The sequence below is a fragment of the Paracoccus aerius genome, from assembly GCF_014656455.1.
Taxonomy (GTDB): Bacteria; Pseudomonadota; Alphaproteobacteria; order Rhodobacterales; family Rhodobacteraceae; genus Paracoccus; species Paracoccus aerius.
Map to the genome: position 1 here is coordinate 34,262 of NZ_BNCL01000011.1, position 20,648 is coordinate 54,909.

Below are 20,648 nucleotides of genomic sequence, written 5' to 3' on the forward strand. Positions count from 1 at the left end.
ATTGCACGGCCTTTCTGCACCTGCAGCATCAGTCGTCGAAGACGGCCTGGACCTCGTACATTACCGGCTCGAAGCTTTTGCACATGGCATGGATCGCGCGGTTGCGACGGCGCATCTCGTCCTGGCGAAGCATGGCCTGATAATCCTTGCGGTCGCGCCATTGGGAATAGGTGGCGATCCGGGTTTGCGCGTCGTTGAGGTGGATGGCGCCCGACACGAAGCCGGGCTGGCGGCGGATCACCTGGTCCCAGGCATCGGTCAGCAGTTCCAGCACATCATGGGCGCTGCCCGGCGTCACCTCGAAGGTGGTGATGACGGTCTGGCCGTCGAAATCGCGGCGGATGTCGGGCATGGCTGGCTCTCCTCTGGCTTGCGGGTCCAGCCTAAGGCCGAATCGCGGGCACCGCAAAGCGCGGCCATTGCCGCGCGCGCCGGGATGTGCATGGTCGGCACAAACCAAGGAGCGACGGATGATCCCTGTATTCGACGGCCACAACGACTTCCTGCAACGCGTGGTGGCGTCCGGCCCCAAGGTCTGGCTGGACGGCGACGGCACCGGCCATCTGGACCTGCCGCGCGCCCGGGCAGGCGGACTGGTCGGCGGGTTCTTCGCGATCTGGATCCCGGCGCCCCACGGGCCGAACGACGCGGCCGCCGTGGCGCTGATGGAAAACCCGCCCTTCGCCATGCCCCTGCCGGACCAGATCCCCTTTGCCGAGGCCCTGCCCCATGCCTTTGCCCAGGCCGCGGCGCTGAAGGCCTTGGAACGCACCGGCACGCTGGACATCGTCACCTCGGCCCGCGGCATCCGCGAAACCATTGCCGCGGGCCGCATTGCCGCAATCATGCACATGGAGGGGGCCGAGGCGATCGCCGACATGGATGCCCTGCACCTTTGGCACGCGGCGGGGCTGCGGTCGCTGGGTCCGGTCTGGTCGCGGCCCACGGCCTATGGCCACGGCGTTCCCTTCGCCTTTCCGTCCTCGCCCGATACCGGCGCGGGGCTGACGGATGCGGGCAAGACGCTGGTCCGGGAATGCAACAGCCTGCGGATCATGCTGGATCTGTCCCACCTGAACGAGGCAGGGTTCGACGATGTGGCGCGCCTGTCTGACGCGCCCCTGGTTGCAAGCCACAGCTGCGTCCACCGGGTCAGCGAAAGCAGCCGCAACCTCACCGACCGGCAGTTGCGCATGATCGCCGAAAGCCGCGGCCTGGTCGGCCTGAACTTCGCGTCCAGCTTCCTGCGCGAAGACGGCCGCCGCCTGCCGCTGGAAGGTCTTGGCACGATGCTGCGCCACCTCGATCACCTGCTTGCGATCCTGGGCGAGGATGGCGTGGCGCTCGGCTCGGACTTCGACGGGGCACTGATGCCGCGCGACCTGCCTGACGCGGCCGCCCTTCCCGCGCTGATCGGCGCGATGCAGGCGCATGGCTATGGAGAGGCACTGATCCGCAAGATTGCCAGCGAGAACTGGATCAACCTGCTGGAGCGGACCTGGGGCGACTGATCGCCCCTTTCGCTTCGGTCGGAACATCCCCCAAGTCGCCGGCCCAGGAACCCGTCGGCGACGGGCTAGCCGCCGGCCCTTGCGGCATCAAAATACCCTATTCGGTCGACGTCTGCACGTCAGTGGCAGGTGTTGCCTGGGCCACCGCGATCATCTGCGCCAGTTCGGGATCGGCGTTGAGGTCGGCCAGGGCAAAGCTGCCGGTCACGTCCTCGGGCGACAGCTTGATGTTCTTCACCACCTGCGGGCCGGGCGCGGCGGGACCATAGGTCTGGCCGCTGACCGCGAAATAAACCGCGCCCGAATTGCCGGTGCGCAGCAGCGGCGGTTCCTCGAGCGAAGGCAGCGTGAAACGTTCGCCCGCATCCATGATCTTTTCCAGCAGCACCGTCCCATCGGCCGAGGTGACGCGCACCCAGGCCGGACGCGCCGCCAGCAGTTCCAGGGCGGGCGCGTCGGGGGCAACGGTGATGGCGGCGGCCGTGACCTGCTCGGGCATGGGCGGGCCGAACGGGACCGCTCCGGCCTCGGCCAGGGCACGCTGGATCGCGGTCGCGGCTTCGGGGACAGCCTGGGCCAGGGCCGTATCTTCGGGTCCGGCGGCGGGGGTCAGACCGGGATCGATGGCGGCGATCGGTCCGTCGCGTGCCGTCAGGACGGGGGCTTCCAGAACCTGCGGGCGGTAAAGGCGGTCAAGCCCCTCGGGCTGCGGCAGGGCTTGGGCAAGGTCCGTCGTCTCCGTCATGTCCAGGGGCGGCTCGGACACATTCGCGCCTGCGACCGGATCAAGCGCGGTGACCACGCCAGGCGCATTCTCGCCCGGCGTCAGCGTCACGCGCTGAACCTCTTGCAGGACCGCCCAGCCACCATAGCCCAGGCCGCAGATCAGCGCGATCAGGACCAGCAGGGCGCCGATAGCGCGGGGTTCGATATCGGACCAGAAGCTTTCCTGCTGCGGAATGAACAGGGCCTTGGGATTGGCCAGGGCCTCGACCGGGTCGGACGGCCGTCGCGCGGGCTTTGGCCCGGCAGCCGCCTGGGCCATGCCATGCGTCGGCTGGAAACCGGATTCCAGGCAGAAGCGGCGAAACGTCCAGTCGGGATCCATGCCCAGGTAACGGGCATAGGACCGCACATAGCCCGACACGAAGCTGGGCGTGTCAAAGGCGGTGATGTCGCAATTCTCGATCGCTGCAACATAGGACGCACGGATGCGCAATTCGCGCTGCACGTCCAGCAGCGACTTGCCCAAGGTCGCCCGCTCGCCCCGCATGAGATCGCCGAGGCGCGTGTCATCGTCGAGGAAATGATGCACTTCCTCCACCTGCGAAATCTCCTCTGCCGGGTTCTCAGCCCGCAGCCTGCTCATTTTCTGTCTGCCTCATCGCCCGATGCCAGATACCGTCCGAATCGAACGATATCTTTTGTTCTTTAACGCGAGCTTATCACGCAGGCGAGAGCAGTTCACCCGTGGAATGTGTCAGGCGCTCATTTCCTGACGGTTGAGCGCACAATGTGACCACAACCTGTCCATTGCCTTGACCAGATGGTCGATCTGGCGGGGCGCGTGGACCGGCGACGGGGTGAAGCGCAGCCGTTCGGTGCCGCGGGGGACGGTCGGGAAATTGATCGGCTGGACATAGATGCCATAGTCGCGAAGCAGCATGTCGGACAGCATCTTGCAATGGACCGGGTGGCCCACATGGACCGGCACGATATGGCTGCCATGGTCGATGATCGGCATCCCCAGCGACTTCAGCCGCATCTTCAGGATCCGCGCATGAAGCTGCTGGGCGTCGCGCAGGTGCTGGCCCTCGGCGCCCTTCAGGAAGGCGATCGAGGCCGCGGCCCCCGCCGCGATCGCGGGCGGAAGCGAGGTCGTGAAGATGAAGCCCGGCGCATAGGACCGGATCGCGTCGCACATCTTGGCCGAGGCTGCGATATAGCCGCCGAAGACCCCGAAGGCCTTGCCCAGCGTGCCGTTGAAGATGTCGATGCGGTCCATCAGCCCGTCGCGTTCGGCCACGCCCGCGCCACGGGGGCCATACATGCCGACGGCATGAACCTCGTCCAGATAGGTCAGGGCATTGAATTCGTCCGCAAGGTCGCAGATCGCGGCGATAGGGCCGAAGTCGCCATCCATCGAATAGATCGATTCAAAGGCGATCAGCTTGGGGGCCATGGGATCGTCGGCGGCCAGCAACTGGCGCAGATGGGCCACGTCATTGTGGCGGAAGATGCGCTTGGCGCCGTCGAACCGCTTGATCCCCTCGATCATCGAGGCGTGGTTCAGTTCGTCCGAATAGATGATCAGACCGGGAAACAGCTTGCGCAGCGTGGACAGCGTCGCGTCGTTGGCAATGTAGGCACTGGAAAAGACCAGGGCCGCCTCCTTCGCGTGCAGGTCGGCCAGCTCGGCCTCGAGCCGCTTGTGATAGACGGTGGTGCCGGAAATGTTGCGCGTTCCGCCGGACCCTGCGCCCACCGCATCCAGGGCCTCGTGCATCGCGTCAAGGACAGCCGGATGCTGACCCATGCCCAGGTAGTCGTTGCCGCACCAGACAGTGATGTCCTGCTTTTCGCCATCGGGGCGCGTCCAGACGGCTTGCGGAAACTGGCCCTTCACCCGCTCGATGTCGATGAAGGTCCGGTAACGGCCTTCCTCATGCAGCCGGCCGATAGCCTGGTCCAGGGCGGCATCATAATTCATTGCGGGCGTTCCCTTGCATAGCTGGCTGGGGGCAATCATTGTCAGATCGCGCGCGGTCCGACGTTGATACATGTCAAATGACAGGGATGACAGGTTAAAATTGTCGCATGTCGACCAAAGGACCATCCTCAATACTTAGAAAACGACTCGGGAAAACAAAGGGCAATATGTCGAATAATAGCACATTGGACGCCGTTCTGCAAAAGCTGGACGAAGGCCTGGATGGGGCCCTGCACCGGCTGATGGCCTTGTTGCGCATCCCTTCGATCTCGACCGATCCGGGCCATGCGGGCGATGTCCGGGCGGCGGCGGAATGGTTGCGCGACGAACTGGCGGGCCTGGGCTTCCAGGCCGTGGTCCGCGACACGGCGGGCCATCCGATGGTTGTCGCGCGCTCGCAGCCGGGCGGCGCCCGGCCGCTGCTGTTCTATGGCCATTACGACGTGCAGCCGGTGGATCCCCTGTCCTTGTGGGACAGCCCGCCCTTCGAGCCGCGGATCGAGGATACTGCCGACGGCAAGGTGATCCGCGCCCGCGGCGCATCCGATGACAAGGGCCAGCTGATGACCTTCATCGAGGCCTTCCGCGCCTGGCGCGAGGTCCATGGCGAACTGCCCAGCGACCTGATCCTGCTGCTGGAGGGAGAGGAAGAGTCCGGATCGCCGTCCTTGCGGCCCTTCCTGCACGAGAACGCGGACGAACTGCGCGTCTCGCTGGCGATGATCTGCGACACGGAACTGTTCGGCGGCACCCGCCCCGCCATCGTCACCCAGCTTCGCGGCCTGGTGGGCGAAGAGGTCGTGATCCGCGGCGCCGACCGCGACCTGCATTCGGGCCTCTTCGGCGGGCTTGCCGCGAACCCTATCATGGTGCTGTCCCAGGCGCTTGCGGCGCTGAAGGACGCAGATGGGCGCGTCACGCTGCCCGGCTTCTATGACGGCGTGGACGACCTGACGCCCGAGTTGCGCCGGGACTGGGAATCCCTTGGCTTCGACGCGGGTGCAATGCTGGGCCGGGTGGGCCTGTCGGATCCCATCGGCGAAAAGGGCCGGATGCCGGTCGAGATGGCCTGGAACCGGCCCACGGCGGAAATCAACGGCATCACCGGCGGCTATACCGGCGAGGGCTTCAAGACCGTCCTTCCGGCCGAGGCCCGCGCCAAGGTAAGCTTCCGCCTGACCGGCCGGCAGGATCCGGCCAAGATCCGCGCGGCCTTCCGCGACCATGTCCGCGGATTCCTGCCCGCCGATTGCAGCGTCGAGTTCCACGAACACGGCGGCAGCCCGGCCAGCGTGATGGACACCTCGGACCCGGCCTTCGCGGCCGCGCGGAGGGCCCTGGGCGAGGAGTGGGGGCAAGAAGCCGCCTTTATCGGCAGCGGCGGCTCGATCCCCATTGCAGGTGACTTCAAGACGATCCTGGGCATGGATTCGATGCTGGTCGGGTTTGCCCGCGACGACGACCGCATCCATTCCCCGAACGAGAAATACGACATCCGCAGCTTCGCCAAGGGCGCGCGGTCCTGGGCGCGGATCCTGGCAGCCCTGCGCTGAAAAAGACAAAGGGCGGGAAGATCCCGCCCTTCACTTTATCACTGTCCGTTGTTTCAGGCCTTGGGCTGGCAATAGCTCTGGCTGCTGGTCCAGGCGGCGATATCGGCGCGCTTTGACGCGTTGCGCAGGGGCGCCCAGTCCCGGGCGATGCCGCGCCAGCCGTTGCCGTCATGGGCGACCGCATTGTCGCGCGCCACCTGGCGGGACATGATCTTGACCGCGCAGGACATGTTGTCGCCGCCGTTCTTGATGTTGCCGTTGCAGCCATAGTTGCGCCAGGTCGCCGGCGCGATCTGCATCAGGCCCAGCCATTTCCCGCCGCCGCCGCTGGCTTGCGGGTTGTAGGTGCTTTCGTGCTTGGCTACCGCCGACAGCAGGCCCGCCCAGAAGGCCTTGCGGCCGGTCGAGTTCAGTTGTTCGTAATTGGGGCAGAAGGCGTCGATGTCACCCGGCACGCGCGACAGGATCGTGACCCCTTCCCGGTCCAGGGCGGAAAGCGTTGCCTTGGTCCACTGTTCGGACCCCGCGGCCTGGCCCCACCGCATCGGGGGCTGGTTGGCCAGCTGCATCTGCTGCGCATCCGCCGCAGCCTTGCTTTCGGATTGGGGGGTCATCGTGGATTGGCACGCCGCCAGGAAAGCCAGGGCTGCAAGGGGCACAAGCGCAGAGCGCATCCGGTCCTCGTGGGATTGTTTCGACAACAACTCCCATATCCCGGCCGGAAATTCCCGCAAGACGGCGCGAAAAACGTCGGCGGCAACACGCCAAAGGCCGGAATCGCCATGCTCGGAAATCCGCCGACGGCATCCTTTGACGCCGCCGGATTAACAATCTGCGCGCGATTTTCTGGCAGCCATCTGATTCGCCGCGTGTGTAACGCCAAACGATTTGCCCCTGCGGCCCCCGTGACATCACCACCGCGCTGACCTAAAAGGCCTGCACCAGAAAAACTCGTTTGACCCATCCGAGGTTCCCGATGCTTGACCACCTTTCCTTCACTGCGCCGCAGCCAAAGACCATCGCCGGGGCGAAGGGGGATTGGGAACTTGTCATCGGGCTCGAGGTTCATGCGCAGGTCGCGTCCAACGCCAAGCTGTTCTCGGGCGCCTCGACCGGCTTTGGCGCCGAACCCAACAGCCACGTGGCCTTCGTCGACGCCGCAATGCCGGGGATGCTGCCGGTCATCAACGAATTCTGCGTGGGCCAGGCGGTGCGGACCGGGCTGGGGCTGAAGGCCGCGATCAACCTGCGCAGCGCCTTCGATCGCAAGAACTATTTCTACCCGGACCTGCCGCAGGGCTATCAGATCAGCCAGCTTTACCACCCTGTCGTAGGCGAGGGTGAGGTGATCGTGGACATGGCCCCCGGCGTCGCCCGCCGCGTGCGCATCGAGCGCATCCACCTGGAACAGGACGCGGGAAAGTCGATCCACGACATGGACCCCAACATGTCCTTCGTGGACCTCAACCGCACGGGCGTGGCCCTGATGGAGATCGTCAGCCGCCCCGACATCCGGGGCCCCGAGGAAGCGGCCGCCTATGTCGCCAAGCTGCGCCAGATCATGCGTTACTTGGGCACCTGCGACGGCAACATGCAGAACGGAAACCTGCGCGCCGACGTGAATGTCAGCGTCTGCCCGCCCGGCGCTTATGAACGCTATCAGGAAACGCAGGACTTCAGCCACCTGGGCACGCGCTGCGAGATCAAGAACATGAACTCGCTGCGCTTCATCCAGCAGGCGATCGAATACGAGGCCCGCCGCCAGATCGCCATCATCGAGGATGGCGGAACGGTCGTGCAGGAAACCCGCCTTTACGACCCCGACAAGGGCGAAACCCGGTCGATGCGGTCCAAGGAGGAAGCGCACGACTATCGCTATTTCCCCGATCCCGACCTGCTGCCCCTGGACATCGAGCAGGCCTGGGTGGACGACATCGCCGCCGCCATGCCCGAACTGCCGGACGAGAAGAAGGCGCGGTTCGTCAAGGAACTGGGCTTGTCGGAATATGACGCGGGCGTGCTGACCGCCGAGGTCGAGAATGCCGACTTCTTCGAGGCGGTCGCCAAGGGCCGCGACGGCAAGCAGGCCGCGAACTGGGTCATCAACGAATTGTTCGGCCGCCTGAACAAGGAAGGGCTGACCATCGACACCTCGCCCGTGTCGGCCGACCAGCTTGGCGGCGTGATCGACCTGATCGCCAGGGGCGACATCTCGGGCAAGATCGCCAAGGATCTGTTCGAGATCCTGTGGACCGAAGGCGGCGACCCGGCCCAGATCGTCGAGGCCCGCGGGATGCGCCAGGTCACCGACCTGGGCGCCATTGAAAAGGCCGTGGACGAGATCATCGCCGCGAACCCTGCCCAGGTGGAAAAGGCGCGCGCCAATCCCAAGCTGGCGGGCTGGTTCGTGGGCCAGGTGCTGAAGGCAACCGGCGGCAAGGCCAATCCCGCGGCGGTCAACGACCTGGTGGCGCAGAAGCTGGGGATGTGACCCCTCGGTCCTGGCGGAACAACCGCCGGGGCGCCAAGTTACCATCAGTCACGCAGAAGTCCTGCCCGGGAAGGAGCATCCCTTGAGCCAGTTCGAATACAGCGTCATTCCTGCGCCGTCCCGTGGCGAAAAGGCCAAGGATGCCAAGACCCCCGGCGACCGCTATGCCGTGGCCCTGACGGCGGAACTGAACCGGATGGCGAAGGATGGCTGGGAATATGTCCGCGCCGACGTGCTGCCATCCGAAGAACGCAGCGGCCTGACCGGGCGCAGCACCGTTTACCACAACCTCCTGGTCTTCCGCCGGGCGATGGCACCTGTTGCAGCCGGGGCGATGGCACGCCAGCCGCAGCCGGAATATCCGGCCGCCGCATCGCCCATGCGCGCGCCCGAGCCGGTGCCGGACCTGCCCCAGGCCGCTTCACCCGGACTGGTGGATCATGCCGCTGTTGCCGCGCCCGACCGGAACGACGCCACGCCCCCTGCCCCCCGCAACGCCCCGTCGCAAGGCTGATCAGGCAGCCTGCGCCTGCAACTGCGGGATAAATGGCTGCACCGAGACGCTTCCCTGGTCGAAGACACAGAAACTGCCCGGCGGAACCTCGATCCAGTCGCTTTCCTCGGTTTCCAGTGGTTCGGACACAACGGCACGTCCGTTCCGGGTCTGTGACCAGCGGTGATAAAGGCTGGGCGCCTGATCGTCGCTGGCATAGCGGACCGCATAAAGCCGCTGCCCGTCCGAGAATGCGCAGGCCGCGCGGACAAAGGGCGCGCAGCCCCGCCGCATCGCCAGATCGGCCAGCCTCGCAATAGCCCGTTCCATTGCTCCCTTGGGATCATGGTCCAGGCCTTCGCCCAAGGCGATCAGGAACAGCGCCTCGCTGTCGGTGGCGCCCTTTCGGTGCGGATAAAGGTCGTCGGGGATCATCACGTCGGCATCGCGGCGGAAGGCGTCATAGCCGCCAAACTGGCCGTTGTGCATGAAGCTCCACCGGCCCGACACGAAGGGATGGCAGTTGTTGCGGCTGGTCGCGGTTCCGGTCGATGCGCGGACATGGGCCATGAACAGCCCCGACCGCACTTGGGCCACAAGGCTGTGCAGGTTCGGATCCGACCAGGCGGGCATCACGTCGCGGTAAAGCCCAGGCTCGGGACGTTCGCCATACCAGGCCAGACCGAAGCCGTCGGCATTGACCGGCGTCAGGCAGCGCCGCGCCCCTTGGCTTTGCCGGATCAGCGAGTGATCGGGGCGGCTGACGATATCCTCGAGGAAAATCGGTTGGCCCACATAGGCGGCCCAACGGCACATGACCCTGCCCCTTCGCGTTTCTGTTCTTGTCACAGAAATACCACGAAAGGATGATATGCCTAGCCTATTTCGCGGGCGGCGGCGTTTCCTCGACGATCACAAGATCGCGTTCCGATGCGCCCTTCGCGTGGGCCAGCGCCGCCTGGTATTCGCTGCTGTTGTAGCAGGCAATGGCCGCATCGAAGCTGGGAAAGCGGGCGACCACGTTGCGCGGACGCTCGTTTCCTTCCATCTGCTGGAAACGCCCACCGCGGGCCAGGAAAACACCGCCATGCGCGGCGATGGCCGGACCCGCCGCCTGCGCGTATTTCGCGTAAGCCTCAGGGTCCGAGACGGTGACATGGGCAATCCAAAGGGCAGTCATGCCGTTTCCTCCAGCAGTTTTTCAACCTGGGCGATGGCGTCGTCGGCAGCCGCCAGGCTGGGCGCGCCGCCCTGGGCGCGGTCGGGCCGCCCGCCGCCGCCCTTCCCGCCAAGCGCGGCCGTCGCCGTCTGCACCAGCGTCACGGCGCTGATCCGGTCCACCAGATCCGGCGTCACACCCGCCGCGACCGTGGCCTTGCCCTCGGCCTCGGCCAGGACCAGAACCGCGCCGCTGCCCAGTTGCAACTTCATTTCGTCGACCAGGGCGCCCAGTTCCTTGCCGCCCACGCCCTCGACCCGGCGGCCGATGAACTTGACGCCGCCGATATCCTTGGCCGCCTGACCCGCGCCGCCGCCGCCCATGGCAAGCTGGCGCTTGAGTTGCGCGACCTCGTTCGCCAAGGCCTTGCGTTCGTCGGCCAGCGACTTGACGCGGTTGACCACGTCGCCGGCCTGCGCCTTGAGGATGCCCGCGATCTCGGACAGCTGCCGGTCGGCATCGCGCAGATGCGACAAGGCAGCCTGCCCGGTCAGCGCCTCGATCCGGCGGACGCCCGCGCTGCTGGCGCTGTCGCCCAGCAGGGCGAAGGCGCCGATATCGCCTGTCCGGACGACATGCGTGCCGCCGCACAGCTCCAGCGAATAGGTCTGACCGTCCGCGCCCTTGCCGCTGTCGGCAAGCTGGCCCATCGACACCACGCGGACCTCGTCCCCGTATTTCTCGCCGAACAGCGCCTGCGCACCCAGGCCCCGCGCGTCGTCGGGCGTCATGATCCGCGTTTCCACAGGGCTGTTCTGGCGGATGAAGTCGTTCACCTCGGCCTCGATCCGGGCCAGTTCCTCGGGGGAAACGGCACTGTTGTGGCTGAAGTCGAAGCGCAGGCGGTCGGGCGCGTTCAGGCTGCCCCGCTGCGCGACATGATCGCCAAGCGCGCGGCGCAGCGCCTCGTGCAGCAGGTGGGTGGCCGAATGGTTGGCGCGGATCGCGCTGCGACGGTCGTGATCGACCGACAGGGTGGCGCCCTGGCCCCGGCTGATGGTGCCCAAGGTCACTTCAGCCATGTGCAGGAAGACCCCCGCGACCTTCTTCGTGTCGGTCACGCGGGCCGCGCCGGTTTCGGTCTTGATCAGGCCGGTATCACCGACCTGGCCGCCGCTTTCGGCATAGAAGGGCGACTGGTTCACGACGATGGACACGGTCTGCCCCTCGGTCGCCTCGCCCAGGTCCGCGCCATCGGCCACGACGGCCAATATCTGCCCCTCGGCTTCCTCGGTGTCATAGCCCAGGAATTCGGTCGAGCCGTGCTTTTCCGCCAGTTCAAGCCAGATGGCCGCATCCTTGGCGTCGCCCGAACCCGACCAGGCGGCACGAGCCTTGGCCTTCTGCTCGGCCATTGCCGTGTCGAAGCCCGCCGTATCGACCGACCGGCCCTGTTCGCGCAGCGCGTCCTGCGTCAGGTCCAGGGGGAAGCCATAGGTGTCATACAGCTTGAACGCCGCCTCTCCGGGCAGGTTCGCGCCTTCAGGCAGCTTGGCCAGCTCATCGTCCAGCAGCCGCAGCCCGCGGTCCAGCGTCTGGCGGAAGCGGGTTTCCTCGGACCGCAGCGTTTCCTCGATCATCGCCTGGGCGCGGGTCAGTTCCGGATAGGCCGCGCCCATCTGCCGGACCAGGGCCGGCACCAGCTTGTGCATGACCGGATCCTGCGCGCCCAGCATATGCACGTGCCGCATCGCGCGGCGCATGATCCGGCGCAACACATAGCCGCGCCCTTCATTGCTGGGCATCACCCCGTCCGCGATCAGGAAGCTGGTGGACCGCAGATGGTCCGCGATCACCCGGTGATGGACCTTGCCCGGCCCGTCGGGGTCGTTGCTGGTGGCATGAGCCGAAGCCTCGATCAGCGAACGCATCAGGTCGGTGTCATAGTTGTCGTGCTTGCCCTGCAGCAGCGCGCCGATCCGTTCCAGCCCCATGCCGGTATCGATCGACTGCATGTCCAGTGCACGCATCGAGCCGTCCTCGAACTGCTCGTTCTGCATGAAGACGAGGTTCCAGATCTCGATGAAACGGTCGCCGTCCTCATCGGCCGAACCCGGAGGGCCGCCCCAGATGTGGTCGCCGTGGTCGAAGAAGATCTCGGTGCAGGGGCCGCAGGGGCCGGTCGGGCCCATGCGCCAGAAGTTGTCGTCGGTGGGGATGCGGATGATCCGCTCATCCGTCAGGCCCGCGACCTTCTTCCAGATGTTCGCGGCCTCGTCGTCGGTGTGATAGACGGTGACCAGCAGCTTGTCCTTGGGAATGCCGAAGTCCTTCGTCAGCAGTTCCCAGGCAAAGGGAATGGCCTGTTCCTTGAAATAGTCGCCGAAGCTGAAATTGCCCAGCATCTCGAAGAAGGTGTGGTGGCGCGCGGTATAGCCCACGTTGTCCAGGTCGTTGTGCTTGCCGCCCGCGCGCACGCATTTCTGCGCCGTGGTCGCGCGCTTGTAGTCGCGCGTCTCGGCCCCGGTGAACAGGTTCTTGAACTGCACCATGCCCGAGTTGGTGAACATCAGCGTCGGGTCGTTGCGCGGCACCAGGGGCGAGCTGTCGACGACCTTGTGGCCATTACGCTCGAAGAAGTTCAGGAAAGTGGATCGGATGTCGTTCAGACTGGGCATGGCAGGCCTTCATCGCTGGGTCGCACACCGGCCGTCACCGGGCTGGCATGGTCTATCCGGCGCGCGGGTTCCTGTCCAGCGACGGCTGGCCGGAACAACTGGTGCCACGCACCCGTTACCTTGGACAAGCAAGAGGTTCACATGCTCAAGTTCATCGGCGGTACGATCGGCGTCATCTTCATCATCGGCCTGCTGGTCGTGATCGGGATCCTGGCCCTGATCTTCTAGGCCGCACCCCCGTAATGGCAAAAGGCGCGGCCATGCCGCGCCTTTGCAATTTCCGGCCTGACCGATCACTCCTCGCTCAGGCTGTCGTCCTCGCCACCTTCGGCCGCGAATTCCAGGCCGTGGCTTGCGCGGATCTTGTCCTCGATCGCGGTGGCCCGTTCGGGGTTGTCGCGCAGGAACTGCTTGGCGTTCTCGCGGCCCTGGCCGATGCGTTCGTCGCCATAGGAATACCAGGCGCCCGATTTCTCCACCACGCCGGCCTTGACGCCCAGGTCGATCAACTCACCGACCTTGCTGATGCCCTCGCCATACATGATGTCGAACTCGACCTGGCGGAAGGGCGGCGCGACCTTGTTCTTGACGACCTTCACGCGGGTGGTGTTGCCGATCACCTCGTCGCGGTCCTTGACGGCGCCGGTGCGGCGGATGTCCAAGCGGACCGAGGCATAGAACCCATGCAGTTCGACCGGCCGATGCTGGCCGTCAGCTTGCGCATCGCCTGGCTCATCAGGCGGGCCTGGCTGCCCATCTGCATGTCGCCCATGTCGCCTTCGATCTCGGACTTGGGCGTCAGCGCCGCGACCGAGTCGACCACGACCAGGCTGACGGCGCCCGACCGCACCAGCGTGTCCACGATTTCCAGCGCCTGCTCGCCCGTGTCCGGCTGCGAGATCAGCAGTTCGTCCAGGTTCACGCCCAGCTTGCGCGCATATTGCGGGTCAAGCGCGTGCTCGGCATCGACGAATGCGCAGACGCCGCCCTTTTTCTGTTCCTCGGCCACGACATGCAGCGTCAGCGTGGTCTTGCCCGAGCTTTCCGGCCCGAAGATCTCGATGATGCGGCCCTTGGGCAGTCCGCCGATGCCAAGCGCGATGTCCAGCCCCAGCGAACCGGTCGAGGTCGCCTCGATCTCGGCCACGGGGTTGTCCTTGCCCAGCTTCATGATCGAACCCTTGCCGAACTGGCGTTCGATCTGGGCCAGGGCGCTGTCGAGCGCCTTCTGCTTGTCCGCGCTGCGCTTGTCGTTCATGTCGAAGATGCTCGCCTGTGCCATATGGTCCTTACCGTTATTTCACAGCCCGGTCGGCACGGCAATCTGCCGGCCTTGAGGGGGTTCATGTTCACTTCTTGTTCCTGACCCTAGATGCGTATCCAACGGCTCATTTTCAAGCAGATTCGCTTCTCGTTCGACCTTTTTTAACCAAGAATCGCACCTCCGGGCCGGGGCCTGTTCCTAGGAGTCGAGACGCCGCGGATGATCCTGCATCTGCCGCCCGACGATCTGCACCAACTCGTTGAGCGTAAAGGGTTTTGCCAGAAAGGCGGCGTTCGGGACAGGGTCGTGGCCTTCGGCGAAGATGTCCTCGGTATAGCCGGACATGAAGACGACGCGCGTGCCGGGGCGGTCCTCGAGGGCGGCGCGGACCCAACTGGGTCCGTCCATGCCCGGCATGACCACATCGGTCACGAAGATGTCCACGGCCAGATTGCCGTCCAGCAGCCTCAGCGCCTCTTCCGCACTGGCGGCCTCATGGACCTCGTAGCCCTTCAGGCGCAAGGCGCGGGCGGCAAAGGCGCGGACCGGGGCCTCGTCCTCGACCAGCAGCACGCTGGCGCGCTGCACCGGTTGCGGGACGGCTGCCGCCACCGGCGCGGGCCGCATCACCGGCTGGATTCCGCTTTGCGCCGGGAAATAGAGCGAGAAGCAGGTGCCCTTGCCGACCTCGCTGTCGCAGAAGATATAGCCGCCGGTCTGCTTGACGATGCCATAGGCCGTGGACAGGCCGAGGCCCGTCCCCTCGCCCACGCGCTTGGTGGTGAAGAAGGGCTCGAAGATCTTGTCGCGCAGCGCCGGGTCGATACCGCAGCCTTCATCGGTGACGCGGATGCGCAGATAGTCGCCCTTGGGCAGGGACACCCTGTCGCGCGCAAGATCGCCGTCGATGGCAACCATGTCGGTGCGGATCTCGATGTTGCCGCCCAGGGGCATGGCGTCGCGGGCGTTCACGACAAGGTTCATGATGACCTGCTCCAACTGCCGCTTGTCGGCCCGGATCGCACGCAAGGCAGAATCGTGGCTGATGGCCAGGGCGATCTTTTCCCCGACAAGGCGGTTCAGCAGATGGGTCAGGTCCGCCAGCACGTCGCGGGGGTCCAGCGTTTCCAGCTTCAACTGCTGGCGGCGCGAAAAGGCCAGCAACTGGCCCACCAGTGCGGCAGCACGGTTGGCGTTCTGGCCGATCTGGTCGAGGTCGGCATAATCCGGGTCGCCCTTGTCATGGCGCAGCATCAACAGGTCGCAATGGCCGCGGATCGCGGTCAGCAGGTTGTTGAAGTCATGCGCCACGCCGCCCGCAAGCTGGCCGATGGCCTGCATCTTCTGGCTTTGGACGAACTGCGCTTCCAGCGTCTTCAGCGCGCTTGCGTCGTTCAGGACCGCGATCAGGCCCGGCTGTTCGACCGGATCCATTGCCAGCGTGACCTGGAAATGCTGCTCCTTGGCGGCATCGTCAGGCGAGCGGAGGCGCAGCACCTCGGATCGGCCGTCGTTGCGGCGCGCGGCATGGGCCTCGGCGATCCATTCGCCCGCGGGCCGGCCGGGGCCGTCCAGCAGGCTGCCGATATGGACCGTGTCCGGTCCCTGCGGCAGGCTGGGCCCCAGAAGCCGTCGCGCGGCGGCATTGGCGCGGCGGATATGGCCGTTGGGCGCGATCCGAAGAAGGGCCACGGGAATCGCCTCGAAGTCGTCGGCGGTCTCAATTTCCTCGGCAGCCAGCGGGGCGGAAGCGGGCTGGGTGCCGCGGCGGTGATAGGACCAGATCTGCAGGGGCGCATCCTCGGCCCGGCTGAGGGTCAGCGTATCTCCCGAGGCAAGGGCCAGATCCGCGCAGCCGACATAGCCCGCGCGCCGGACCAGCCCGCCCAGGTCGTCCTGCGCATCGGCGCGCAGTTGGGACAACAGCCGCAGGATGTTCTGGCCGGCGATATCGCCAAAGCCGCTGCGCGACATCTCGTTCTGCATCACGACCAGCCCGTCCGAATCGCAGATCCAGATCGGTTCCGGTGCCGCGGCGACCTCGTGCCGGATCGAGGCCAGGGCACGCCGCGCAGCCAGCCGGTCCAGCACGTAGCCCAGCGAGATCACGCCCCCCAGGATGTACCAGGCGACCGCGATTGTGCCGATGACCAATGCCAGGATGCCGTATCTGCTTTGCGGAAGGGCCAGGGCCGCAACGGCGGCGATCACCACCGGCAGCATCAGAAGCGGCAGGGCCACTGCCGCGTTACGCGAAACCGCCGACTGCGTTTCCCCCAAGGTCATCCCTTTAGCCCTTTTCCAAGCCTTCAGGATGTTTGATAGCGTCACACCGCTTAACAGAGCGTTAAGCGCGCTCATGCGCTTCATTCGCGGGCCATCAGCGACAGGAAGAACCCATCGCTGGCGTCCAGCGGCGTCCACCGATGGTGCGACACCTGGTGGAATGCAGAGTTTTCGGCCAGGAAGCGGTCCACCTGCCTGCCGTTTTCGGAGTCGAGGATCGAGCAGGTCATATAGGCCAGATGGCCGCCGGGCTTCACCAAGGGCGCGACCTCGCGCAGGATCCGGGCCTGCAGGGCGACAATGTCCTCCAAGGCTTCGGGGCGGAGGCGCCATTTCGAATCAGGCGTGCGGCGCCAGGTGCCCGATCCCGAACAGGGAACATCGGCGATGACCAGGTCGAAGCGGCCCTTGGGCTTGCCGACCAAATCCACGCGCGCACCTGCCCGCTGGGCCCGCTGCGGCAGATCGCGCATCCGGGACATGTCGGCATCATGGGCAGACAGTGCCAGCCCGGGCGCGCGACCCGCGACGGCCAGGATCTTGCCCCCGCCGCCCGCGCAGAAATCCAGCACCCTGTCGCCCGGCGAGACGGGCAAGGCCGCGCAGGCCAGTTGAGGCGACAGATCCTGAAGCTCGACGAGCCCCTCGGCATAGGCCCGGCTTTGCGACAGCCGCCGTTCGTTTGCGGTGACGCGCAGGGCGGTGGGCAGGCGCACGTCGGATTCCGCTTCAATCCCGTCGCCCGCAAGTGCCTGAATGGCAGCCGCGGCATCGCCCTTGACCGGGTTGACCCGGAGCCAGACCGGCGCGCGATGGCGCATCTGCCGGGCCAAGGCTTCCGCGGCAGGCCCTAGCGACGCATCCCACAGCGGGCGGATCCAGCCCGGAATGTCGAGAATGTCATCCGCGCTGGCGGGCTCTTCCTCGGGGCGCAACGTCGCCGGGGCATGGCCTTCGCCGGTAAAGACCTGCGACGGATCCTGCCCCGCCGCGCGCAGGCCGCCGATCATCAGCCCGCGCCCCGTCAGCCCGCCGCCCAGGGCCGCGTGGCTGTCGCGGCAGCGCAGCGCCTCGAACACAAGGTCGCGGACCGCCGCACGGTCGCCCGAACCGGCGAAGCGGCTGGAACGCGACCAGCGAAGCAAGGCCTGCTCGGCGGGCTGGCCTGCCAGGACCTGGTCCAGAACCTCGATTGCGGCGGATATCCTGGCGGCCGGGGTCATATGTCGCGTTGCAGCAGATCCCGGGTGAACAGCTTGTCCGCAACATCGGCCAGATCGTCATGGCGGCGGTTGGCGATGATGAGGTCGGACTTGGCCTTGAAGGCCCCGAGGTCGCGTTCGACGGGGGAATGGAAGAAATGGTCGTCCTGCAGCACGGGCTCGTAGACGATGCAGCCGATGCCCTTGGCCTTGATCCGCTTCATGATCCCCTGGATCGCGCTGTCCCGGAAATTGTCCGAGCCTTCCTTCATCACCAGCCGATAGATGCCGACGGTCCGCGGATTGCGGGCCACGATCTGCTCGGCGATGAAATCCTTGCGGGTGCGGTTCGAATCGACGATGGCCGCGATCAGGTTCTGCGGCACGGCGGAATAGTTCGCCAGAAGCTGCTTGGTGTCCTTGGGCAGGCAATAGCCGCCGTAACCGAAGGACGGATTGTTGTAGTAGTCGCCGACCCGCGGATCCAGCCCGACGCCCTGGATGATGGCGTGGGAATCAAGGCCGTGGATCAGGGCATAGCTGTCCAGTTCGTTGAAATAGGCGACACGCATGGCCAGGAAGGTGTTGGCGAACAGCTTGATCGCCTCGGCCTCGGTCGAATTGGTGAACAGGACGGGCACGTTCTGGTCAAGCGCGCCCTGCGCCAGCAGCGCGGCAAAGCGCTGCGCGGTGTCGTTCGTGTCGCCCACCACGATCCGGCTGGGATGGAGGTTGTCGTGCAGCGCCAGCCCTTCGCGCAGGAACTCGGGCGAGAAGATGATGCCGTCAAAGCCGGTTTCGGCCCTCATCCGGCTGGTGAAGCCGACCGGGATGGTGGATTTCACCACGATCGGCGTGGTGGGCGCATGGCGGCGGGCAAGGGCGATGACCGCCTCGACCGTGCTGGTGTCGAAGCCGTTGGTCTTGGGGTCGTAGTTGGTGGGGGTCGCGACGATGACGAAATCGGCGCCCGCAAGCGCCTGCGCCGCGTCGGTGGTGGCCGTCAGGTCCAGCTCACGCTCGGCCAGGAAGCGGGAAATGTCGGCGTCCTCGATGGGGCTTTGGCGGGCGTTAACGGCGGCCACGCGGGCCTCGTTGACATCAAGGGCCACGACGGTCGAGTTCTGCGCCAGCAACACGGCGTTGGACAACCCGACATAGCCCAGACCAACAACGGCAATCTTCATCATCATCCTCATCCGCATCGGGCCGCAGCCCGGGTTACTAGGATGGGATGTAAAGGAAAGATGGTGCGGTCGAGAAGACTCGAACTTCCACTCCGGTTAAGGAACAGCGACCTCAACGCTGCGCGTCTACCAATTCCGCCACGACCGCATCCGGGCAGTGCGGCGGGTGATAACCGAGCCGCGGAGGATTGAAAAGAGGGATTCTCGCACCCGCTTGACGGCGCAGGCGCGGCAGGTCAGACCCGGGACCATGGTGGACTGGATTACAGCAAGCGGACTGACCGGCTATGACGACGCGGTGGCCTTCATGGAGGCGCGGGTCGCGGCCATCCACGACGGCCGCGCGGGGGAACTGGTCTGGCTGGTCGAGCATCCCCCCCTGTATACGGCAGGCACCAGCGCGCGGGACGGCGACCTGCTGGACGCGCGGTTCCCGGTCCATGCGACGGGCCGGGGCGGGCAGTACACCTATCATGGGCCGGGGCAGCGCATCGTCTACGTGATGCTGGACCTGAACCGGCGCGGCCGGGACGTGCGCGCCTTCGTGGGCCGGCTGGAGGCATGGGTGATCGCCGCGCTTGGCGATTTCGGCGTCGCCGGCGTCATCCGCGACGGGCGCGTGGGCGTCTGGGTGCCGCGCCCCGACAAGCCCCCCCTGCCCGACGGCAGCACGCGCGACGACAAGATCGCGGCCATCGGCGTCAAGTTGCGCCGCTGGGTCAGCTTTCACGGCATGGCGATCAATGTCGAGCCCGACCTGTCCCATTACGGCGGCATCGTGCCCTGCGGCATCAGCGGCCACGGCATCACCAGCCTGGTCGATCTGGGCCTGCCCGTCGGCATGGCGGATCTGGATCTGGCGCTGCGGCGGAACTTCGATCCGATCTTCGGATAGGTATTTTTCGTCGAATGCGACCTTCTGACGGCTGGCAAACGAACCTTTCCCGCTTAAGAAGGTTGGTTGGGACTTCCAAGATCTTTGGAATAGCGAGGATAGAATGAGATTTGCGATCATCGGCGCCCTGATGGGTGCAACCCTAGCCATGCCAGCCCTGGCACAGGATGCCGGCGACGCCACGGTTGGCGAAAAGGAATTCCGCAAGTGCAAGGCCTGCCACATGATCCAGTCGCCCGAGGGTGAGGACATCGTGAAGGGCGGTGCAACCGGGCCGAACCTTTATGGCATCGTGGGGCGTCCCGCAGCGGCCCAGGAAGGCTACAAGTATTCCGAGGCGCTGATCGCGCTGAAGGACGCGGGCGAGGTCTGGACCCAGGAGGATCTGGCCGCCTACATCACCGATCCGAACAAGTTCGTGCAGGAAAAGACCGGCGATACCTCGGCCCGCACGAAGATGACCTTCAAGTTGAACAAGAACCAGGCCGATATCGCGGCCTATCTGGCCAGCGCATCGCCTGCGACACAGTAACGCAGCCGCGCCTGTTCCTGGCCGGGCCGATCCCCTGGGGTCGGCCCGCTTGATTCAGATCAATCCCTCCCTTCTTTCCTTGTGCCAGCCTCCCTCGCGCAACCAGGCCCGCGCCACCATGGTGCCAGGCCGCCGCAGGAGGAGCATCCATGTTCAAGCATATCCTGATCCCGACCGACGGGTCCGACCTGGCCAGCCAAGCCGTTGACAAGGGGCTGGCCCTGGCCGCCAGCCTGGGCGCCGTTGTGACCATCGTCACCGTGACAGAACCCTTCCATATCCTCAGCACCGACGCGATGCAGGTGGAAAGCAGCCGGGCCAGCTATGATGCCGATGCGGCGGCCTATGCCCGCAAGGTTCTTAAAGCCGCGCAAGCCAAGGCAGCGGCGGCGGGCGTCCGGGCCGAGACGCATCACAAGTGGCACGACAATCCTTATCAGGCAATCATCGACACCGCGCTTGGCGAAGGCTGCGACCTGATCGCCATGGCCTCGCACGGGCGCCGGGGGATGGCTGCGGTGGTGATGGGCAGCCAGGCCACCCGGATCCTGACGCATTCCAAGATCCCGGTTCTTGTCTTTCGCTAGGTCCGGAGGCAGGCTCTGCAACCAAAAGCTGCCCTTCCGGCGACCTTAGGGCATTGCCGGGTCGTCATGGCTGGTCTAGAACAACCCAAAGGAAATGCCG

18 protein-coding genes, 1 tRNA gene and 1 pseudogene are annotated in these 20,648 nt (G+C 65.8%); 8 read left to right on the forward strand and 12 right to left on the reverse strand.

The window, feature by feature from the left end; all coding sequences use genetic code 11:
* Window positions 1–28: 28 nt before the first annotated feature.
* Complete coding sequence (locus IE224_RS13220) at window positions 29–352, reverse strand: antibiotic biosynthesis monooxygenase family protein (RefSeq protein WP_167622644.1); 324 nt, start codon at window positions 350–352, stop codon at window positions 29–31.
* Window positions 353–470: 118 nt separating this feature from the next.
* Between IE224_RS13220 and IE224_RS13225 the strand changes: the two genes are divergently transcribed.
* Window positions 471–1,511, forward strand: coding sequence for a dipeptidase (locus tag IE224_RS13225; RefSeq protein WP_191311028.1), 1,041 nt, complete (start codon window positions 471–473; stop codon window positions 1,509–1,511).
* Window positions 1,512–1,608: 97 nt separating this feature from the next.
* Here the strand turns inward: IE224_RS13225 and IE224_RS13230 are convergent, their stop codons facing one another.
* Entirely contained in the window at window positions 1,609–2,880 is a 1,272-nt protein-coding gene (locus tag IE224_RS13230; protein WP_191311030.1) for a helix-turn-helix domain-containing protein, read from the reverse strand.
* Window positions 2,881–2,991: 111 nt separating this feature from the next.
* Window positions 2,992–4,221: a 5-aminolevulinate synthase gene (hemA, locus tag IE224_RS13235; protein ID WP_191311032.1), complete on the reverse strand. Its 1,230-nt coding sequence runs from the start codon at window positions 4,219–4,221 to the stop codon at window positions 2,992–2,994.
* A 167-nt stretch (window positions 4,222–4,388) separates the two neighbouring features.
* On the opposite strand from hemA, the gene IE224_RS13240 reads away from it, so the two are divergent.
* Window positions 4,389–5,774, forward strand: coding sequence for a M20/M25/M40 family metallo-hydrolase (locus IE224_RS13240; RefSeq protein ID WP_191311034.1), 1,386 nt, complete (start codon window positions 4,389–4,391; stop codon window positions 5,772–5,774).
* A gap of 53 nt (window positions 5,775–5,827) precedes the next feature.
* On the opposite strand, the gene IE224_RS13245 is transcribed toward IE224_RS13240, so the two are convergent.
* Entirely contained in the window at window positions 5,828–6,448 is a 621-nt protein-coding gene (locus IE224_RS13245; protein ID WP_191311036.1) for a transglycosylase SLT domain-containing protein, read from the reverse strand.
* 302 nt (window positions 6,449–6,750) lie between these two features.
* On the opposite strand from IE224_RS13245, the gene gatB reads away from it, so the two are divergent.
* Together gatB and IE224_RS13255 are read left to right on the forward strand one after the other, a co-directional pair.
* Entirely contained in the window at window positions 6,751–8,265 is a 1,515-nt protein-coding gene (gatB, locus tag IE224_RS13250) for an Asp-tRNA(Asn)/Glu-tRNA(Gln) amidotransferase subunit GatB (protein ID WP_191311038.1), read from the forward strand.
* 82 nt (window positions 8,266–8,347) lie between these two features.
* Window positions 8,348–8,779 carry a DUF4177 domain-containing protein gene (locus IE224_RS13255; protein WP_191311040.1) on the forward strand — a complete coding sequence of 144 codons (432 nt, stop codon included), beginning with the start codon at window positions 8,348–8,350 and terminating at the stop codon, window positions 8,777–8,779.
* Here IE224_RS13255 and IE224_RS13260 read toward each other — a convergent pair whose 3' ends face one another.
* The 3 genes from IE224_RS13260 to alaS form a co-directional block, all read right to left on the reverse strand.
* Window positions 8,780–9,574, reverse strand: a complete 795-nt coding sequence (locus tag IE224_RS13260; RefSeq protein WP_191311042.1) for a class II glutamine amidotransferase — start codon at window positions 9,572–9,574, stop codon at window positions 8,780–8,782.
* A gap of 64 nt (window positions 9,575–9,638) precedes the next feature.
* Window positions 9,639–9,938 carry a DUF1330 domain-containing protein gene (locus IE224_RS13265; protein WP_167622652.1) on the reverse strand — a complete coding sequence of 100 codons (300 nt, stop codon included), beginning with the start codon at window positions 9,936–9,938 and terminating at the stop codon, window positions 9,639–9,641.
* Window positions 9,935–12,595: an alanine--tRNA ligase gene (gene alaS, locus IE224_RS13270; protein ID WP_191311044.1), complete on the reverse strand. Its 2,661-nt coding sequence runs from the start codon at window positions 12,593–12,595 to the stop codon at window positions 9,935–9,937. The genes IE224_RS13265 and alaS overlap by 4 nt, the downstream gene beginning before the upstream one ends.
* A 120-nt stretch (window positions 12,596–12,715) precedes the next feature.
* On the opposite strand from alaS, the gene IE224_RS21515 reads away from it, so the two are divergent.
* Window positions 12,716–12,823, forward strand: coding sequence for a small membrane protein YohP (locus tag IE224_RS21515; protein ID WP_444544091.1), 108 nt, complete (start codon window positions 12,716–12,718; stop codon window positions 12,821–12,823).
* A gap of 65 nt (window positions 12,824–12,888) precedes the next feature.
* Here IE224_RS21515 and IE224_RS13275 read toward each other — a convergent pair.
* The 5 genes and pseudogenes from IE224_RS13275 to IE224_RS13295 form a co-directional block, all read right to left on the reverse strand.
* Window positions 12,889–13,877 (reverse strand): annotated as a pseudogene (locus IE224_RS13275) (recombinase RecA).
* A gap of 180 nt (window positions 13,878–14,057) precedes the next feature.
* Window positions 14,058–16,145 (reverse strand): hybrid sensor histidine kinase/response regulator, encoded by a 2,088-nt coding sequence (locus tag IE224_RS13280; protein ID WP_191311046.1) that lies wholly within the window; start codon window positions 16,143–16,145, stop codon window positions 14,058–14,060.
* Between the two features lie 80 nt (window positions 16,146–16,225).
* A complete protein-coding gene (locus IE224_RS13285; RefSeq protein ID WP_191311048.1) occupies window positions 16,226–17,368 on the reverse strand; it encodes an RsmB/NOP family class I SAM-dependent RNA methyltransferase in 1,143 nt (380 codons plus the stop codon).
* Window positions 17,365–18,534, reverse strand: coding sequence for a nucleotide sugar dehydrogenase (locus IE224_RS13290; RefSeq protein WP_191311120.1), 1,170 nt, complete (start codon window positions 18,532–18,534; stop codon window positions 17,365–17,367). Before IE224_RS13290 ends, IE224_RS13285 begins: the two co-directional genes overlap by 4 nt.
* 61 nt (window positions 18,535–18,595) lie before the next feature.
* Window positions 18,596–18,682 (reverse strand) — tRNA-Leu (locus tag IE224_RS13295).
* 66 nt (window positions 18,683–18,748) lie between these two features.
* Between IE224_RS13295 and lipB the strand changes: the two genes are divergently transcribed.
* The 3 genes from lipB (at window position 18,749) to IE224_RS13310 (ending at window position 20,548) form a co-directional block, all read left to right on the forward strand.
* Window positions 18,749–19,429 carry a lipoyl(octanoyl) transferase LipB gene (gene lipB / locus IE224_RS13300; RefSeq protein ID WP_268246550.1) on the forward strand — a complete coding sequence of 227 codons (681 nt, stop codon included), beginning with the start codon at window positions 18,749–18,751 and terminating at the stop codon, window positions 19,427–19,429.
* Window positions 19,430–19,532: 103 nt separating this feature from the next.
* On the forward strand, window positions 19,533–19,961 hold the full coding sequence (locus IE224_RS13305; RefSeq protein ID WP_191311052.1) for a c-type cytochrome: 429 nt from the start codon (window positions 19,533–19,535) through the stop codon (window positions 19,959–19,961).
* A 149-nt stretch (window positions 19,962–20,110) separates the two neighbouring features.
* A complete protein-coding gene (locus IE224_RS13310; RefSeq protein ID WP_191311054.1) occupies window positions 20,111–20,548 on the forward strand; it encodes a universal stress protein in 438 nt (145 codons plus the stop codon).
* Window positions 20,549–20,648 lie beyond the last annotated feature (100 nt).

Excerpts from the sequence above, each read along its gene's own strand:
- IE224_RS13220 (WP_167622644.1), bottom strand. The coding sequence starts at position 352 with ATGCCCGACATCCGCCGCGATTTCGACGGCCAGACCGTCATCACCACC.
- IE224_RS13225 (WP_191311028.1), top strand. The coding sequence starts at position 471 with ATGATCCCTGTATTCGACGGCCACAACGACTTCCTGCAACGCGTGGTG.
- IE224_RS13230 (WP_191311030.1), bottom strand. The coding sequence starts at position 2,880 with ATGAGCAGGCTGCGGGCTGAGAACCCGGCAGAGGAGATTTCGCAGGTG.
- hemA (WP_191311032.1), bottom strand. The coding sequence starts at position 4,221 with ATGAATTATGATGCCGCCCTGGACCAGGCTATCGGCCGGCTGCATGAG.
- IE224_RS13240 (WP_191311034.1), top strand. The coding sequence starts at position 4,389 with ATGTCGAATAATAGCACATTGGACGCCGTTCTGCAAAAGCTGGACGAA.
- IE224_RS13245 (WP_191311036.1), bottom strand. The coding sequence starts at position 6,448 with ATGCGCTCTGCGCTTGTGCCCCTTGCAGCCCTGGCTTTCCTGGCGGCG.
- gatB (WP_191311038.1), top strand. The coding sequence starts at position 6,751 with ATGCTTGACCACCTTTCCTTCACTGCGCCGCAGCCAAAGACCATCGCC.
- IE224_RS13260 (WP_191311042.1), bottom strand. The coding sequence starts at position 9,574 with ATGTGCCGTTGGGCCGCCTATGTGGGCCAACCGATTTTCCTCGAGGAT.
- IE224_RS13265 (WP_167622652.1), bottom strand. The coding sequence starts at position 9,938 with ATGACTGCCCTTTGGATTGCCCATGTCACCGTCTCGGACCCTGAGGCT.
- alaS (WP_191311044.1), bottom strand. The coding sequence starts at position 12,595 with ATGCCCAGTCTGAACGACATCCGATCCACTTTCCTGAACTTCTTCGAG.
- IE224_RS13280 (WP_191311046.1), bottom strand. The coding sequence starts at position 16,145 with ATGACCTTGGGGGAAACGCAGTCGGCGGTTTCGCGTAACGCGGCAGTG.
- IE224_RS13285 (WP_191311048.1), bottom strand. The coding sequence starts at position 17,368 with ATGACCCCGGCCGCCAGGATATCCGCCGCAATCGAGGTTCTGGACCAG.
- IE224_RS13290 (WP_191311120.1), bottom strand. The coding sequence starts at position 18,534 with ATGAAGATTGCCGTTGTTGGTCTGGGCTATGTCGGGTTGTCCAACGCC.
- IE224_RS13305 (WP_191311052.1), top strand. The coding sequence starts at position 19,533 with ATGAGATTTGCGATCATCGGCGCCCTGATGGGTGCAACCCTAGCCATG.
- IE224_RS13310 (WP_191311054.1), top strand. The coding sequence starts at position 20,111 with ATGTTCAAGCATATCCTGATCCCGACCGACGGGTCCGACCTGGCCAGC.